Source organism: Microbacterium aurum (assembly GCF_016907815.1).
GTDB classification, from domain to species: Bacteria; Actinomycetota; Actinomycetes; order Actinomycetales; family Microbacteriaceae; genus Microbacterium; species Microbacterium aurum.
Window position 1 is genome coordinate 929260 of sequence record NZ_JAFBCQ010000001.1, and the last position, 15175, is coordinate 944434.

17 protein-coding genes and 2 tRNA genes are annotated in these 15175 nt (G+C 68.3%); 13 read left to right on the top strand and 6 right to left on the bottom strand.

Annotated features, from left to right (window positions below; translation table 11 throughout):
* Window positions 1–66: 66 nt before the first annotated feature.
* The 6 genes from JOD60_RS04605 to JOD60_RS04630 all read left to right on the top strand — a co-directional run bounded on the left by JOD60_RS04605 (window position 67) and on the right by JOD60_RS04630 (window position 5178).
* Complete coding sequence (locus tag JOD60_RS04605; RefSeq protein ID WP_076688977.1) at window positions 67–993, top strand: DNA-formamidopyrimidine glycosylase family protein; 927 nt, start codon at window positions 67–69, stop codon at window positions 991–993.
* 128 nt (window positions 994–1121) lie between these two features.
* Window positions 1122–2387, top strand: coding sequence for a serine--tRNA ligase (gene serS / locus JOD60_RS04610; protein ID WP_076688979.1), 1266 nt, complete (start codon window positions 1122–1124; stop codon window positions 2385–2387).
* Window positions 2384–3319 (top strand): HAD family hydrolase, encoded by a 936-nt coding sequence (locus JOD60_RS04615; protein ID WP_084201886.1) that lies wholly within the window; start codon window positions 2384–2386, stop codon window positions 3317–3319. The genes serS and JOD60_RS04615 overlap by 4 nt, the downstream gene beginning before the upstream one ends.
* A 119-nt stretch (window positions 3320–3438) precedes the next feature.
* Window positions 3439–3523: transfer RNA gene (locus JOD60_RS04620), tRNA-Ser, on the top strand.
* Between the two features lie 33 nt (window positions 3524–3556).
* A complete protein-coding gene (locus JOD60_RS04625) occupies window positions 3557–4864 on the top strand; it encodes an LCP family protein (protein ID WP_076688981.1) in 1308 nt (435 codons plus the stop codon).
* Window positions 4865–5086: 222 nt separating this feature from the next.
* Window positions 5087–5178 (top strand) — tRNA-Ser (locus tag JOD60_RS04630).
* A 106-nt stretch (window positions 5179–5284) separates the two neighbouring features.
* On the opposite strand, the gene JOD60_RS04635 is transcribed toward JOD60_RS04630, so the two are convergent.
* From JOD60_RS04635 to JOD60_RS04650, 4 genes are all read right to left on the bottom strand, one after another.
* Window positions 5285–5806, bottom strand: coding sequence for a hypothetical protein (locus tag JOD60_RS04635; protein WP_157127835.1), 522 nt, complete (start codon window positions 5804–5806; stop codon window positions 5285–5287).
* 53 nt (window positions 5807–5859) lie between these two features.
* Window positions 5860–6780, bottom strand: coding sequence for a tyrosine-type recombinase/integrase (locus JOD60_RS04640; protein ID WP_198159114.1), 921 nt, complete (start codon window positions 6778–6780; stop codon window positions 5860–5862).
* 191 nt (window positions 6781–6971) lie between these two features.
* A complete protein-coding gene (locus tag JOD60_RS04645) occupies window positions 6972–7184 on the bottom strand; it encodes a hypothetical protein (RefSeq protein ID WP_157127836.1) in 213 nt (70 codons plus the stop codon).
* Window positions 7177–7755 carry a hypothetical protein gene (locus tag JOD60_RS04650; protein ID WP_232321691.1) on the bottom strand — a complete coding sequence of 193 codons (579 nt, stop codon included), beginning with the start codon at window positions 7753–7755 and terminating at the stop codon, window positions 7177–7179. The genes JOD60_RS04645 and JOD60_RS04650 overlap by 8 nt, the downstream gene beginning before the upstream one ends.
* 136 nt (window positions 7756–7891) lie before the next feature.
* Here JOD60_RS04650 and JOD60_RS04655 point away from each other — a divergent pair, with 136 nt between their 5' ends.
* The 5 genes from JOD60_RS04655 to JOD60_RS04675 all read left to right on the top strand — a co-directional run bounded on the left by JOD60_RS04655 (window position 7892) and on the right by JOD60_RS04675 (window position 10838).
* Window positions 7892–8551: a ParA family protein gene (locus JOD60_RS04655; protein WP_076688985.1), complete on the top strand. Its 660-nt coding sequence runs from the start codon at window positions 7892–7894 to the stop codon at window positions 8549–8551.
* A gap of 2 nt (window positions 8552–8553) precedes the next feature.
* On the top strand, window positions 8554–8895 hold the full coding sequence (locus JOD60_RS04660; protein WP_198159115.1) for a hypothetical protein: 342 nt from the start codon (window positions 8554–8556) through the stop codon (window positions 8893–8895).
* Window positions 8892–9164, top strand: coding sequence for a hypothetical protein (locus tag JOD60_RS04665; RefSeq protein WP_076688987.1), 273 nt, complete (start codon window positions 8892–8894; stop codon window positions 9162–9164). The genes JOD60_RS04660 and JOD60_RS04665 overlap by 4 nt, the downstream gene beginning before the upstream one ends.
* A 7-nt stretch (window positions 9165–9171) precedes the next feature.
* Window positions 9172–10440 (top strand): hypothetical protein, encoded by a 1269-nt coding sequence (locus JOD60_RS04670; protein ID WP_076688989.1) that lies wholly within the window; start codon window positions 9172–9174, stop codon window positions 10438–10440.
* A gap of 200 nt (window positions 10441–10640) precedes the next feature.
* A complete protein-coding gene (locus JOD60_RS04675) occupies window positions 10641–10838 on the top strand; it encodes a hypothetical protein (protein WP_076688992.1) in 198 nt (65 codons plus the stop codon).
* Window positions 10839–10973: 135 nt separating this feature from the next.
* Here the strand turns inward: JOD60_RS04675 and JOD60_RS04680 are convergent, their stop codons facing one another.
* Window positions 10974–11969 carry a zeta toxin family protein gene (locus tag JOD60_RS04680; protein WP_076688994.1) on the bottom strand — a complete coding sequence of 332 codons (996 nt, stop codon included), beginning with the start codon at window positions 11967–11969 and terminating at the stop codon, window positions 10974–10976.
* Window positions 11962–12219, bottom strand: a complete 258-nt coding sequence (locus tag JOD60_RS04685; protein ID WP_076688996.1) for a hypothetical protein — start codon at window positions 12217–12219, stop codon at window positions 11962–11964. Before JOD60_RS04685 ends, JOD60_RS04680 begins: the two co-directional genes overlap by 8 nt.
* A 579-nt stretch (window positions 12220–12798) precedes the next feature.
* On the opposite strand from JOD60_RS04685, the gene JOD60_RS04690 reads away from it, so the two are divergent.
* A complete protein-coding gene (locus JOD60_RS04690) occupies window positions 12799–13773 on the top strand; it encodes a class III lanthionine synthetase LanKC N-terminal domain-containing protein (RefSeq protein ID WP_443673665.1) in 975 nt (324 codons plus the stop codon).
* Window positions 13774–13881: 108 nt separating this feature from the next.
* Window positions 13882–15171 carry a sensor histidine kinase gene (locus JOD60_RS04695; protein ID WP_084201887.1) on the top strand — a complete coding sequence of 430 codons (1290 nt, stop codon included), beginning with the start codon at window positions 13882–13884 and terminating at the stop codon, window positions 15169–15171.
* Window positions 15172–15175 lie beyond the last annotated feature (4 nt).

A 15175-nucleotide genomic window follows, 5' to 3' on the forward strand; every position in this document is an offset into this window, starting at 1 on the left:
GCGCCGCGCCGCGGTCCTGGGTCGGCGGCCCTGGCGCGACCTCTCGTCCCTTGACACGATGGGCCCATGCCGGAGTCACCTGAGGTCGACGCGCTCGCGGGTTTCCTCCGCACGCACATCGTCGGGCGTCAGATCGCTGGTCTGGAACTCGTCGAGTACGGCGCCCTCAAGACGCGGGGTCGCCTCACCTCAGAACTTGTCGGCCGCGCGGTCACCGGCATCCGTCGCTTCGGCAAGCACCTCGCCATCGACACCGAAGGTCCGTCACTCGTCGTGAGTTTCGGTCGCGCGGGATGGATGCGATGGAGCGGTGAACCGACGACGGATGCCGCGACGACGACCACTGCGACGGCCGCGTCGACCGATGCGACGGGTGGGGCGGCCGCGTCGACCGACGCGACGCCGACCGCGGCGACGGATGCCGCGAAGCTCACCACGGCGACAACCTCCGCGCCGACCATCGCCGTGCTGAGCTTCGCGGACGGCACGGAACTCCTCCTCACCGACGGCGGAACCTGGCTGTCCCTCGGGCTGTGGATCGTCGACGAACCCGCCGAGGTTCCAGCGATCGCGAAGCTCGGCCCAGACCCGGCATCCGCCGACGACACGGCCGACCAGCTCGACGGCGTGCTCGCCGGCCGGCGCAAGCAGTTGAAAGCGCTGCTGCAGGAGCAGGAACGGCTCACCGGCATCGGAAACGCGTACTCCGATGAGATCCTCCACGCGGCACGCCTCTTTCCCCTGACGCACGCCACCGACCTCGACGAGGCGCAACGGGCGGCGCTGTTCGCCGCCGTGCGCAGCGTGCTGGGCGGCGCCTTCGCGCGGCAGCGGAGCGTTCCGATAGACGAGCTCAAGGCGCGCAAGGTCGCGGCGATGGCGGTCCATGGCCGCACCGGTGAGCAGTGTCCGGACTGCGGCGGCACCGTGGCGGATGTGCCGGGGTCGAAGGGCGCCGCCCAGTACTGCCCCGTCTGCCAGCCCGAGCGCTGACCCTGGCGCGATCCGGCGACCTGCGCGGCACCGCGTGCCACCGCCCGCGCCACCACACGCCCGCCGCCTGCGCCACCGTGCAACCACCCGGCATCCGCCCCGCCGCACCCCGCAACTAGACTTGCCGCGTGATCGATCTCGCCCTGCTCCGCGACAACCCGGACCTCGTCAAGCGCTCGCAGGAGGCCCGCGGCGAGTCGCCCGACACCGTCGACGACGCGCTCGCCGCCGACCGGGCGCGCCGTGCCGCGATCACCGCTTTCGAAGAGCTGCGGGCGGAGCAGAACGCGCACGGCAAGAAGGTCGCGCAGGCGCCCAAAGACGAGAAGGCCGCGCTCGTCGCCCAGGCGAAGGACCTCAGCGACCGGGTCAAGGCGGCCCAGCAGGCCGTCACCGAAGCCGAAGCCGCCGCCGAAGAGGCTCTCGCTCGCATCGAGAACATCGTCATCGACGGCGTCCCCGCCGGCGGCGAAGAGGCCTTCGTCACGCTGCGCACGCATGGCGAGCCGGCATCCTTCGACTTCGAGCCCCTCGACCACCTCGCCCTCGGCGAGAAGCTCGGCGCGATCGACATGGAGCGCGGCACGAAGGTGTCGGGCTCGCGCTTCTACTTCCTCACCGGCATCGGCGCGCGCCTCGAGTACGCCCTCATGTCCCTCGCGCTGCAGCGGGCGGTGGATGCCGGGTTCATCCCGATGATCCCGCCCACGCTCGTCCGGCCCGAGATCATGCGCGGCACCGGATTCCTCGGACAGCACGCCGACGAGGTCTACCGCCTCGAAGCCGACGACCTCTACCTCGTCGGCACCAGCGAAGTGCCGCTCGCGGGCTACCACATGGGCGAGATCATCGACCTCTCCGCCGGCGCGAAGCGCTACGCGGGCTGGTCCACCTGCTACCGCCGCGAGGCCGGCTCGTACGGCAAGGACACCCGCGGGATCATCCGCGTGCACCAGTTCAACAAGCTGGAGATGTTCGTCTACACCACGCCCGAGGATGCCGAGGCGGAGCACCTGCGTCTCGTCGCCCTGCAGGAGAGCATGCTGCAGGACCTCGGCCTGAGCTACCGCGTGATCGACGTCGCCGCCGGCGACCTCGGGTCGTCCGCGGCGCGCAAGTACGACGTCGAGGCGTGGGTGCCGACGCAGCAGGCGTACCGCGAACTGACCAGCACCTCCAACTGCACGAGCTATCAGGCGCGCCGGCTCGACGTGCGCTACCGGCCCGATGGGGGGAAGACCGTGCCCGTCGCGACGCTCAACGGCACGCTCGCGACGACCCGGTGGATCGTCGCCCTGCTCGAAACGCACCAGCGCGCCGACGGGTCGGTCGTCATTCCCGAGGTGCTGCGGCCGTACCTCGGCGGTCTCGAGGTCGCGGAGCCGGTGGCATGACGGCCGACCGCGCGCGCGGCGACGAGAGGCTGCCGCCGACCGGTTCGGTCAAGGTCGTCGGTCCCCGCAAGGCCGCGCGGCTCGTCGAGCGCGTCGCGGAGGATGCCGAGAACCCGGCCGTTTCGACGGAGCGGCTGCTCATCGCCCTCGACGTCGACGGGACGGTGCTGCTCGAGGATGAGACGCTCAGCCCCGGCGTCGTGGACGCCATCGCCCACGCGCACCGCGCCGGCCACGAGGTCATGCTCGCGACCGGCCGCAGTTGGGAGGGGACGCGCGGCATTCAGCACGTCCTGGAGTTGGCGCCGGAGTACGCGGTGTGCTCCAACGGCGCGGTCATCATGAAGCGCGTCGGCGGGCCGTTCGGCGACGAGAGCGTGTACGAGCGCTTCCACGTCGAGACGTTCGACCCGACGGAGGTCGTCACGCTGCTGCGCGAGCACCTGCCGGAGGCGCGCTACATGGTCGAGCTCGCCGACGGGCGGCGGTTGTACACCGAGCACATGGACGACTGGAACCTCGCGCACGCGCAGCGGGTGGGGTTCGACGAGCTCGTCGCGCAGCCGGTGTGCCGCGTCGTGGTGGTCTCGCCCGACGACACCGACGCCGACTTCGTCGAGCTGGTCTCGCGGATCGGTCTGAACAAGGTGTCGTATGCCGTGGGGTGGTCGGCCTGGCTCGACATCGCCCCGCAGGGCGTGGACAAGTCCACGGCGCTGGAGAAGGTGCGCACCTGGCTGGGCGTCGAACCCGAGCGCGTGCTGGTGATGGGCGACGGGCGCAACGACCTCGGGATGTTCCGGTGGGCGCGCGAGCACGGCGGCCGGGCGATCGCCATGGGACAGGGGCCCGACGAGGTGCGGGCCGAGGCGGGCGAGATCACGGCATCCGTCCACGCCGGCGGTGTCGCGGACGTGCTGCGCCGGCTGTAGCGCAATCGCAGGCGCGTCTTTCAGGGCCTGCTCAGGCGCTCGCGGGAAGATAGGACGGGTCTGCTCGGATAGACTCGCCGTTCGATGGATGCCTCACGAGCCCCGTGTCGCATGCGTCTGGAGGGTTGTCCGAGCGGCCGATGGACCCGGTCTTGAAAACCGGTGGGCAGCAATGTCCCGTGGGTTCGAATCCCACACCCTCCGCTTCGCGGCCCTGCCGCACCTGAAAGGACTCCCGTGAGTGCACGCACCGACGGCTCGCGCCGCCAGCCCGTCGCCCGTCACGGCATCCTGACCTCGCCGAAGCCGTTCGCGCAGATCCTCACCGTGCTCGGTGCGATCGTCGCGGTCGTCGTGCTGAGCGCCACGTCCGTCGCGGCGTTCGCGGCGTGGAACGCGGTGAGCTCGGTCGAGGCGGCAGGCGTGGACATCGGCGACGCCGGCGAGGCGCAGCTGCCGCCGACGCTCGGCGAGATCGAGGGCGGCGTGAACCTGCTGCTGGTCGGCACGGACTCGTGCGAGGGCGCGAACGCGTCGCTGTCGGGCGCGTGCCAGAACGGCGACACCGACGGTGAGCGCAACGACGTCACGATGCTGCTGCACATCTCGGACAACCCGCGACGGGTCACCGTCGTGTCGTTCCCGCGCGACATGATCGTGCCGATCCCGTCGTGCACAGGCGAGGACGGCAGGCAGTACTCGGCGATGAGCGCGCAGATGCTCAACGTGTCGTACATGTACGGCGGGCTGTCGTGCTCCGTGGCCACGGTCGAGAAGCTCACCGGGATCGACATCCAGTTCGCGGCGGCGATCCGGTGGACGGGCGTGATCAACATGTCCGATGCGATCGGCGGCGTGCAGGTGTGTCTGTCCGACCCGATCAAGGACGACCACACCGGCATCAACTGGCCGGCGGGGGAGCGGACGCTCCAGGGCGTCGAGGCGCTGCAGTTCCTGCGGATCCGGCACGGTATCGGCGACGGCTCCGACCTCGGTCGCATCTCCAATCAGCAGCAGTTCATGAGCTCCCTGGTGCGCAAGCTTCAGTCCGACGGTGTGCTCGCGAACCCCGGTACGCTCCTCAACCTCGCCACGACCGCGGTCAAGCAGGTCAACGATGGACAGCTCGTGCTGAGCAAGTCCCTCGCGAACCCGCAGAAGATGGTGCAGATCGCGATGGCCGTGAAGGACGTCGCGTACGAGGACATCGTTTTCGTGCAGTATCCGACCGTGTATGCCGAGGGCGGGCTGCGCGTGCAGCCGGTGCTCTCCGATGCCGCGGTGCTCTTCGACGCGCTGGCGAACAACCAGCCGCTGCAGCTGACCGGGTCCACGAGCGACGGCTACGGGACCGAGGTGGTGGGCGAAGCCACCAAGCCCGACGCCGGTGCGACAGCGACGCCCGCTCCGACCGAGACGGCGGCGCCGGATGCCGGGACCGGAGCGACCGAAGCGCCCGCCCCGACCGAGACCTCCGTGGCGCTGCCGAGCACCGTGACCGGCCAGAACGCCGCGCAGGTCACCTGCACCGTCGCCCAGCGCTGATCCGCGGGGGTGGGGCGTGTGCCGCCGCCCGCGGCGGCGGCGGCGCCCGCGAGACGGCACATCCGCGACGAAACGGGACGTGACCCATCCCGTCTCGTCAGGGATTGGCCGTCTCGTGCGGTGACGGCGGCCGGCGGATGCCGCGGCATCCGGTTCTGGAGGGCACGCGCGACCGGTTATGATTGCCGGGTGCGTTCGCGCCGTTTCGGCGGCGGGACGCCTGGAGACGTCGCATAGTCAGGCCTAGTGCACCACCCTGCTAAGGTGGAGTCCCCTTACGGGGACCGAGGGTTCAAATCCCTCCGTCTCCGCCAAGAAATCCCCGGTCAAGCCGGGGATTTTCTGACTTCCGATCGGTCGGCTATCTCTGATAGATCGGGGAGAGATTGGGCGGCAGTGTCCCCACAGTGTCCCGGAAGATCAGCCCGCTCCTGTGCGTGGGCTCTCCGCGCCGGTACCTGTGCGCGTGCGCCATTCTGCGACGGGCTCGCGAAGACCCAAGGCGGAGCGCACCGCCCGTGACCGAGCTTGCCTCCGGGCCTGTTCGACCCCGTAGGGGATGGCCGAGAGCGTGATGGTCAGGATGGTGGCGATGCCGTACATGCCGGCGGCGGAGAAGAGTGGTGGGCTTGCGATAGCGGCGAGGGCAGCGATGATTGCGACTATTCCGAGGACGGCCGCAACGCCCCAGAGGTAGGTCGCGATCAGGAAGAGGATTCCTGCGCCGGGTCCGGTGCGGGCGATTACCCAACCGACGATCTCGTCGTCGCGAGCGTCTTCTACTAATCGTCGTTCAGCGGTGCCCTCGCGCATTCGACTCGCTTCGTCCCCTAACCAGCGGGCTCGTCTCAACTCGGGCGGTCGACGCTCAGTGAGGACGACTGTCAGCAGCGGGGCTAGCGCGGCGATGAGTGCCACCGCCCAAGGCGTCAGATCGTCCACGTCAAGCAACCTCCCTCTCATGCGATCAAACCATGAGGCGCCGACGTGTGATGCTAGCGGCCGAGTTCGGGCGTGCGTTTTTCGGAGGACGTGACGGGTCCCGTCGCGGCGCTGTTCTCGGCCGCGGCGAGGCGGTTGATGTGGTCTCGTCGTTGTCCTTCGCCCAGGATGTGGGCGTACACCCGGAGAACAGTGCGGGGGTCGTCGCCTAGGTATTCGGCGACCTCGTGGATCGGCGTCCCGAGTCGAAGCCACGTGGATGCGGCGTAGTGACGCAGCGCGTGCCGGTGAAAGCCGATGGGGTACTTTCGCACCGTGGTGACCTTGAATTGGTCGCCCCGGCGGTTGGTGAAAAGGTACTCGTCCTGCTGCTTACCGCGTGCATAGCGATGGAAGATCGCGAGGGCGCGGGGTGAGAGCGGGACCGGTCGCGTCCCACGCCAGGACTTCGGGTCCTTCTCGTCGTAACCGTCGGAGTGGGAGCGGGTCACGATGAGCTGGGGCAGAGGACGTTCGATCAACCAGCTGACACGGGCGGCGCGGAGTTCGCCCCACCTCAGCCCTGTCAATGACTTGAACTCGTACAGATCCGCGATGTCTTCACGCTTCCGACGGACCGCGCTGATGGCGGCGGTGAGCTGCTCTGAGGTCGGCACCTCCGCCGGCGCCACCGATCGTTGCGTCACCGAGAGTTCGTTGATCTTCGCCATGGTGCGGACGGGGTGGGGCTGGTGAAGCACTCCCTGGCGTTCGGCGTATGTGAAGAGAGCACTCAGTGTCGTCTTGGCGCGGGCGACAGTCGCAGGCTTCTTGCCTGCGCGCAGCTGCTTCATGAGATGTGCTCGGATGTCCTCTGCGTGGACATTGGCGAGCGGCCGCGCAAGAAGGGTAGCGGGCAACGCGGCCAGGTTGTTGTTGTCCGTGTCGATCGTATGCGGATTGCCGTCACTCCTGGCCTGCTGGAACTCGGTCACGAGCTGCCCGAGCGTGAAGGACCGTTTAGGAGCGAGGGGTCTGCCCGTCTCCAGCAGGTGCTTCTGTTCCCGTTCCCACTGCTCGGCATCGTGCTTGCGATCAAACGTTCTATTCGCGACGAGCTTCCCGCCGAGCTTGACTCGCGCGACGTAGACCATCTTCCCGCTCTGTTTCTTGCGTGCTTCGATGCTCACAGGATCACCCCGGCGAGTCGCTCGATGTCCACCTTCCGGTAGACGCGCTTGTGCTCCGTCAGCACCACAGGTTCGATTGGGGCGCTTCCGGCCAGCGCCAGCGTCCGGAGGGTGGTCCGATGAATTCCGAGAAGTGCGGCTGTCTCTTCTTCGGTGCAGAACAATCGTCCGTCGTCCAGGACGTCGTGCCAATTGCGTGCCTCAACCACTCACCGGTCGACCGATGTTGGAGGTGATGCCGGTGAGCCAGCCTGCGGCGCGGGCCTTCTGGATCCAGTCCACGGCGGTCCGCTCGGGGATGTCGAGTTCGAGGGCGATGAGTTGGGCGGGCGGGGAGTCCGCGAGGGCTGCGCTGCTGTAGAGGATCTCGATGACCTCCCAGCGCTCGTCCTTGACGCCTCGTTTGACGACTGCTTCGGCGAGCCAGGGTGGGATGATCCTGCCTTCCGTGGCTGTGAGGTCCGCGATGGTGGTCCATTCGGCGCCAGGGGTGTCGTCGAGGAGGACGGACACGCAGTGGGGGATCGCGGCTTGGAGGATCGCTTGCGTGGCGGTGCGCTTCAGGCGGTCTTCGTCGAAGTCGTCGCTGATCGCCCGGTTCACGATGGTCGTGGGGATGTAGCGTCCACGGGCTGGGTTGTAGTGCGCTTCGATCGTGGTTTCGATGCCCGGGAACTGCCCTGTCGCGGTTGCGACGAATGCGGGCGCTATGCGCAGAGCGGTCCCGACCGGTTGCGTGGCGTCGTTTGACGTCATGGCGTTGCCAGCGAGTGTGTTCACGTCGACCTTCACCCCCTCAGTTTGTCTTACCGCTCTGCACTTCGACAGATTCGACCTTGACTAACAATACTGCTTAGGTATTTAGTCATGTCAAGAGGGAATCTGCTTCTACAAATCCAGTACTGGAGGAGTGACCATGAACGTGATCGTCGTCGCGAACCAGAAGGGCGGGGTCGGGAAGACGACCGTCGCGATGCAGCTGGGGGCGGCGCTCTCGCGTCGGCATCGGGTCCTGGTGGTCGACACGGACCGGCAGGGCTCGGTCGGCTGGTGGGCCGACCGGTCGCGGCATCACTTGGCGTTCGATCTGACGGCGACGCAGAGCCTGCTCGCGCTCGGGCGGATCCGTGAGCTGGAGGGCCGGTATCACTACGTCCTGATCGACACCGCTGGGGGTGTGGAGGGTGGGGCGCTGATGGACACGGTGATGGATGCCGCGGACTTCGTCCTCGTACCCATGACGCCGGATCCGCTTGCGTTCGCCCCGACCCTGCACACGATCAGCCGGCTGATCGAACCGCGGATGCTGCGGTTCTCGGTGCTGCTGAATCGGATCGATCCGTGCATCCCGCACCAGGCGGCGGGATGGTGCGACCTGCTGGACAGCGTCTACGGCATCCCCCGGTTCGATCATCACCTCCGCGAGTACCGCGCCCACGCCGATGCTCCCGCCCTCGGCGACGTGCTGACGACGCTGCCGGACAACCGGCGCACCCGCGGTGTGATCGCCGACGTCACCACCGTCGGGTACGAGCTCGAGGCTCAGTTCGAGTCGGCGCTCGCGGGGCGGTGGTGACGGTGGCGCGCATCGACCTGGTCGACGCCCTCCGTGACGTGCGCACCGCCGGCCCGGCAGGCACACCGGGGCCGAAGTTCGCCCGCTGTGACCGGAAGGACGCGCGGCTGCGGTTCGACCAGACTGCCGCGCTGACGGGCCTCGCGGAGACGCTGATGCGGCGGCGGGCGGTGAAAGCGGAGCGGATCACCGAGAACACCCTCATCCGCATCGCGATCGACCTGCTCCTGGCCCACGCCGGCGATCTCGTCGGTTCCACGGAGGACGAGCTCCGCGCATCCGTGACGGGGAAGACCGTGAACGAGCAACCACTCACCACTGAAAGGAAAGGAACCGGGACATGATCCGATTGAGTGAGGAGCACGCCGACGACGTCCTCGAACGCGCGGGGATCGCCGCGCTGTACTACGACGAGGCTGATGTCGCCGTCAACCCAGGGGCGCCGGGCAGGGATGTGGACTTCGTCCTGGAACCCCTCGCGCTGACCGCCATGACGGACGAGGACCGTGCCCGGCTGCGTGAGGTGTGCGCCCGGGTGATCGTCGACCCGACCCGTCACCGCCGCGAGTTCGTCCGGCTTGTCCTGAGCGCCATCGGCCCCGCCACCGAGTGAGAGAGCGGTGGACGACACGGACGCCCGCACACCGGGCGCAGCGCGGACGGAGGGCCGGGGTGCCGCGGCGCGGGCGTGGCGACTGGCGAACCCCGAACGCGCCCGCGAGTCACGCAACGCATGGCGCGAGCGGCACCCCGAGCAGGCCCGGGCGCTGACCAAAGCGTGGAAGGACGCGCACCCCGAACGCAACCGGGAACTGAACCGCGACTCCGCACGCCGCCGCGCCGCACGAGAGAAAGCCCTCGCTGCTGGCCGCGCCCGAGCACGTGACCGCGCCCGCACGCGCCGGGAGGCCGACCCCGACGGCGTCCGGGAGTACAAGCGACGGTGGTACCAAGCGCACCCCGACAAGGCCCGCGAGTACAGCCGCCGCTACTACGCCACGCACCGCGCCGAGGCCCTTCAGCGGGCCATCCGGTACCGCGACCGCCACCCGGAGGCCACGAAAGCCCGGGTGCAGGACTGGGCGTCCCGGCATCCGGAGTACGCCGCGAACTACCAACGCGCCTACCGGCAAGACCCGGAGAAGTACGCGAAGGCGTTGCAGGCGAACCGTGACGCGCGCCGCCTCGCCCGCCGGTTGCAGGCGGCCGCGCTCCCGCCGAAGCAGATCCGGCGCACACCCGCTGCGGAACGCCGCGCGAATCAGCGCGACGCGGACCGGTTCTTCACCTCCCCGGACGTCCGGGAGCACTACAAGCAGTACGACGCGTTCGAGTTCGCGCTCGACACCCACGTCCGCACCCACGCCGCCGACCTTCGCACCCGGGCGCAGCAGCACATCGACGGACGCGCTCGCGCCGGCCTTCCTGCACAGACCCTGCACGACGCCCTGTTCGTGCAAGCGATCTGGGACGTCGTCGCCACCGGCATCCCCGTCGACACCCTCACCCCAGAAGACCTCACCCGCGCCGTCGCCTACGTCACACAGACACACGCCCGCCGCAGACGCGAGCAGCAGTTCTCCAAGGTCGTGTCCACCGTCCAGAACTACACGAAACGCCACACAGACCAGCTGCGGAAAGAAGCCGACCTCGAGAACCGTGCCCGCGCGATCGCCGGGAAAACCCTGCTCGACGTCGACGTCCTCGCACACCGCATCGCGTTCGACCTCGTCAAAGACCGCCTCAATCTGCAGGGCCTCTCCGAACAGGACATCGCCAAAGCCCTCAACCTCGCCCGCGAAGCCCACCCCCTCCTGTTCGACACCACCCAAACCGGCCCCGTGACGTCACCGCCTGCGGCCATGGCCACACCTTCGCGACAGAGGTGACGCACAGTGAGGTCTTTCCTGGTCGGCGATCGTAGCTCCCTCCGGTGCGCTCCGTTCCGGGCTTTCGCGGCATATGCTCCCTCGCTGCGCTCGGTCCGCTATTCCACGACCCGGCACTACGCACACCTGCGGTCGCTTGTTGTGCCGCTTACCAGGAAGACCCCACCAGAGAGGTCGACCGTGACCCTCGGGAGGCCGTGATGAACATCGCGACTGCCGCGCCGCTCGCGGAGCTCCTCGCGGCCTGCACGGTAGGGATCCTGCTCGCCCTCCCCGCCCTCGCCGGCTGCGCGGTGCGCGGAAGCATCCGCGGCGCCGCCGTCGTCCTCAGCGTTGTGGCCGGACTGGTCATCTGCGCGATCGTGCTCGCCAGCATCCTCGGCGCGGAGCTCCACTGAACCGGGGCGCTTGCGCCGAGGAGAGCTGCGTGGCCGTCTGCCCGCTCCGTAACGCCGAAGTGCCGAACGCCGGAGTATCGAACTGCGGAAGTCCCGCACCCGTGTCACGCGCCTGGCGGCGCATGCCGTGGTGCGTCAGCGGGAGATGCCCCCGCGCTCCGGACCGGCAGGCACGACCACCGGGGCCGCTGCATCCGGCTGCACGGGACCAACCAGAGACTCACGCAACGCGGCGAGTCGCGCCGACGTCGTCCGCGCCGTCATCTCCGCGAACCGCGCCCCCGCGGGAACATGCAACTGCGGGATCACCTCCGACAGTGCAATCTCGTGTAACTCCACTAGCGTCTCCGCCACATCACGGGGGAGCCGCCGCTGCGACTGCGCGAAAGCCGTGACGTGGTGCAGTTCACTCAGCCATTGCGTGCTCTCCAGCCGGCTCATCCGACCGCCCTGCGCGACCGCCAGAGCAGCCGATGCGCCGGCGAACGCGCCAGCGTCATGGCGAGCGGCATCGAACACGATGTCGCCGCGACCATCGACAACCGTCAGTCGATCCGCCGCCGGGTCGGCCTCGATCGCGGCGACGAGGGCGCGAGTGCCGCCGAACCCAGCGTCATGCGCGGACCGGCTGGTGTACGTCGCGGGATTGCTCGCCTGAACGTTGCGCAGGTAGTGCGACAGGACGGCGAGCAAGCTGTCGGCGCGCCGGGCTCCGACCACCGCTACGCGCGTGCCGAAGCCGGCTGCGGCGAACTGCGCCGCTGTGCCGCGCACGACCGCTGCGTCGGTGAACGCACCCTCCAGCACGACCGAGTGGCCATTGGTGCGCGCGTACCGGAGACAGTCACGCAACCAACCTGCCGTCGCGGTAGCGACCTCCTGCTGTTGCTCGCCGGACAACAGATGCTCGCTCTGGGTGATCGGGTGAAACGCCCGCAGCTCGTCGCCGCTGAGAGCGGTTGCGCCCTCTGTGGCGGCGATCCGCGCGGCCACGCGTCCCCGGCCCGCCCCGGGCTGACCGGCGACGAGCACGACGACCGGTGTGGCGGAGGGGGGGCCGGGGAAGATCGTCGGGAGGATGTCCCGCTGCAGGATCTCGTCAGCGACGCTCGGTGCGGTGGAGTCAGCCATCGGCGGCCGCCGAGAGCTCCGCCAACCGTGCCGCGAGCCGCTGGCGCGTCGCGGTCACGGCTGCGCGGTCGTACCCGTCAACGCTCGCCACCTCACGACGCACAGCGCCGGCCTGGTCGCGCAGACTACGGGCGATAGAGTCGTCGGATTGTGCGGCGCCCAACAGGGCCGCAGTCAGAGCGGCCGCGGCGTCGCGGAGAAGGTCGTGCTCGACGACGTCGCTCGCCCGCCATTCCGATGTTCCTGCCACGTCGCCTCCTACCCGCGATTCTACCGACGGGCTTCCGGCGGGCGGCGGTCCACGGACCCCCGCGGTCGCTGTGGCCGCGCCCGCTGTCCAGCTCCGACGCGCCGTCCGCCGCCAGTGCGACATTGTTCTCGATGTGCTGCGAGCGCGCCCGATCGCGGATAACCATGTGCGCCCCCACGCACCAGGCCGTTACATCACGGAGCAATTCCCCGACAGCGCCAACACGAGCGTCACCCCCGCGACGGCACCTACGCGTTGGTCCATGGCCAGCGGCGTAGAGGCGCGCCCGCCCGTAGGAAAGGGAGCGAACCGGTGCGCGCGGTGATCGGGGATGACGAGCACCTGCGCTCACCGCGCCCGGCCAAGTTCATCCATATGAGTGAATCACTCTCGTTTGCCCTTGCCCTGTGGGGTGACGCCGCGAGCAGGGATCCCACGTGATTAGGGCCGAAGCGCTCTCGGCACGTCCTGCGGCGGCTGGTCCGCGGCGAGTCGCGCGTGAGTCGGTTACCGCACTCCAGCCCCAGAATGTCCACCGCGTAGCTCGCTCGACAAGCGATGGGGTCCCCGGTGAACCAGATGCACGCCGCGTTCGCCGGCGCCGACCCGGTCTTCTACGAGCGCCCCGGGCAGGGCGGCGGCGAATCGACCGGGAGGTTTGGTCCTGACAGCGAGCGCGACTGGAGCTCCTGGGCGCAGGTCACGGATGACCACTGGACTCATTGGCATCCGCTTCGGCGCGACCTCCCCGAACAAGGGTGGAAGGTGCATGTGAGCACCGTTCCAGCTCAAGCCCACGACGTCCTCCGTCGCGTGTCCGCCTATTGCCATTCATCACAGCTCACGTTCAAGCATTTGCGGGACGAGCCCACACTCGGCAGGGCGATGAGTAAGGATGCCGACCGCGCGAGCGCCGGAAAGTTCATTGCCATCTTCCCGGCCACGGACGCGGAGCTCCACGATTGTCTGGTCGACCTGGAGACCGTCTTGATCGGGACCGTAGGCCCTTATGTGCTCTCCGACGTTCGGTGGAACGAGAGTTCGCTGTATCTGAGGTATGGCGGCTTTCGCCGCCTGTCGGTGGTCAAGGACGGCATGCCCGTACCCGCTATCCGCGATCTGCGTTCGGGCGAGTTGGTCCCCGACGTCAGGGCGCCGGGTTTCTACGTTCCGCCCTGGGCACACATCACGGAGTTTCTCCGACCACAGATTCGGCGTCGCCACGACATTGCTCCCCCCGAAGGTTTCCCTCAGATCCTTGGGGTGCTACACCATTCAAATGCGGGCGGGGTATATCTCGCTGAGGTGGATGAGACCCGCGTCGTTCTGAAGGAAGCGCGCCCCCATAGCGGATGGACCCCCGATGGACGCGATGCCGTCGACCGCCTGTTCGACGAGCGACGCACCTTGGCATCACTGTCCGGCGCCGTCAACGTTCCCCGACCGTTGGGAACGTTCAGTTCTGAGGGGCATCACTTCCTTGTCCTCGACCATATTGAGGGGACATCGCTGGTCGAGGCGGTCATCCACTGCAACCCGGCGGGTGGCCGCTGAGCTCCAGTAGCAAGAGGGTCGGACCTGACCTGCAAGCGCGACCACCTCACCGATAGCGACAACGGCGATCCGACGCCAGTAGTAGGTTCAGCAGATGCGAGGAACGCCGTGAGCGCTGACGAGGTGGTCTACGACGCCGCGCCCGGCAACGACCGCTACTTAACTCTCCTCGGATCCAAAAGAGCCGCGATTATCTTCGCGATGACCATCTTCGCCACGACATTGGTGCAGGTCCTCTCGATCCCGGTCATGGCTTATCTGGGTGGAAACACCGTGTGGGGTCTGCCGCTACCGGAGCCGGCGGTGATCGCTCTGCTCGTGTTCGGATGCGCCGCTCAAGCGGGTTCACTTCTGCTCGCTGACCACCGTCCTCGCCTCGCTGCGGCGGTCGCTGTGGCGGTGTACCTCGCGCTCGCACTAGGGCTCAGTGTGCCATCGTGGTTGACCGGAATGTACCTGGTCATCGCCGTCGCCATCTTCCTGCTTGCGGCTCGGATACCCGCCCTGCCAGCGTCGCTGTGGGCACTAGCCGTCATCCTGGTCACCATGGGAGTCCTCTTCGCGGGTTTGCTGATTGAGGGGATCGAGATCACCTCTACCGCTGGCTTTGTCGTCGGAGAGTCCGCTCGCTTTGCGGCGCCGGTCGCTGGGGCGGCAGCATTGGGGATCTGGTGGAGAGTGCGCGTTCGGCAGGTCGCCCTCGCCAGGGAAGAGGCGATCCTCGCAAAGCAGGAGCATGCCCGTCTGCTTGTGGAAGCGCAGCGTTCCGAACGCACTCGAATTGCGCAGGAGCTGCACGATGTGGCGGGTCAGCACCTCGCAGGCCTCATCACGCTCGCGGGCGCGGCCATGGCCATCGCCCCCCACCACCCGGAGCGAGCGATTGAGCTCGTCGGGCAGGTGCGACAGGAGGGACAGTTCGCCGCGACGAGTCTCTCGGTGGCGCTTGCGGACTTGCGTGCCACGGGCGCGGAGCCGGTCGACGCTGGTGCTGACCTGAGGCAGGTGACCCACCTTGCCGAATACTGGAGACGCGTGGGTCTGCCAGTCAGCCTGACATGTGTGGGCGCCGTCGAAGATCTCCCCGCTGTCGTATCCAGCACGGGCTACAGGGTCCTGCAGGAATCGTTGACGAATGTCGCCAAACACGCACCTGGCGTGACGGCGCGAGTAACCCTGCGGGTGAACTCCGACGCGCTCGACGTGATGGTCGAGAACACCGAGAGCACCGACGGCAGCCAAGCGATACCCGGGCTCAGCTTGGGGTGGGGGCTCAGCGGCATGCGCGACCGCGTTCAGCTGTTGGGAGGATCATTCGAAGCTGGCCCCACGCCGGACCGGGGATGGCGAGTCAGAATGTCGGTTCCCCTCGCATCAACCACCCATGACGAAGGATAACCAG

Coding starts and splice junctions, on each gene's coding strand:
- JOD60_RS04605 (WP_076688977.1), top strand. CDS start 67: ATGCCGGAGTCACCTGAGGTCGACGCGCTCGCGGGTTTCCTCCGCACG.
- JOD60_RS04615 (WP_084201886.1), top strand. CDS start 2,384: ATGACGGCCGACCGCGCGCGCGGCGACGAGAGGCTGCCGCCGACCGGT.
- JOD60_RS04655 (WP_076688985.1), top strand. CDS start 7,892: ATGAACGTGATCGTCGTCGCGAACCAGAAGGGCGGGGTCGGGAAGACG.
- JOD60_RS04665 (WP_076688987.1), top strand. CDS start 8,892: ATGATCCGATTGAGTGAGGAGCACGCCGACGACGTCCTCGAACGCGCG.
- JOD60_RS04675 (WP_076688992.1), top strand. CDS start 10,641: ATGAACATCGCGACTGCCGCGCCGCTCGCGGAGCTCCTCGCGGCCTGC.
- JOD60_RS04680 (WP_076688994.1), bottom strand. CDS start 11,969: ATGGCTGACTCCACCGCACCGAGCGTCGCTGACGAGATCCTGCAGCGG.
- JOD60_RS04690 (WP_443673665.1), top strand. CDS start 12,799: ATGCACGCCGCGTTCGCCGGCGCCGACCCGGTCTTCTACGAGCGCCCC.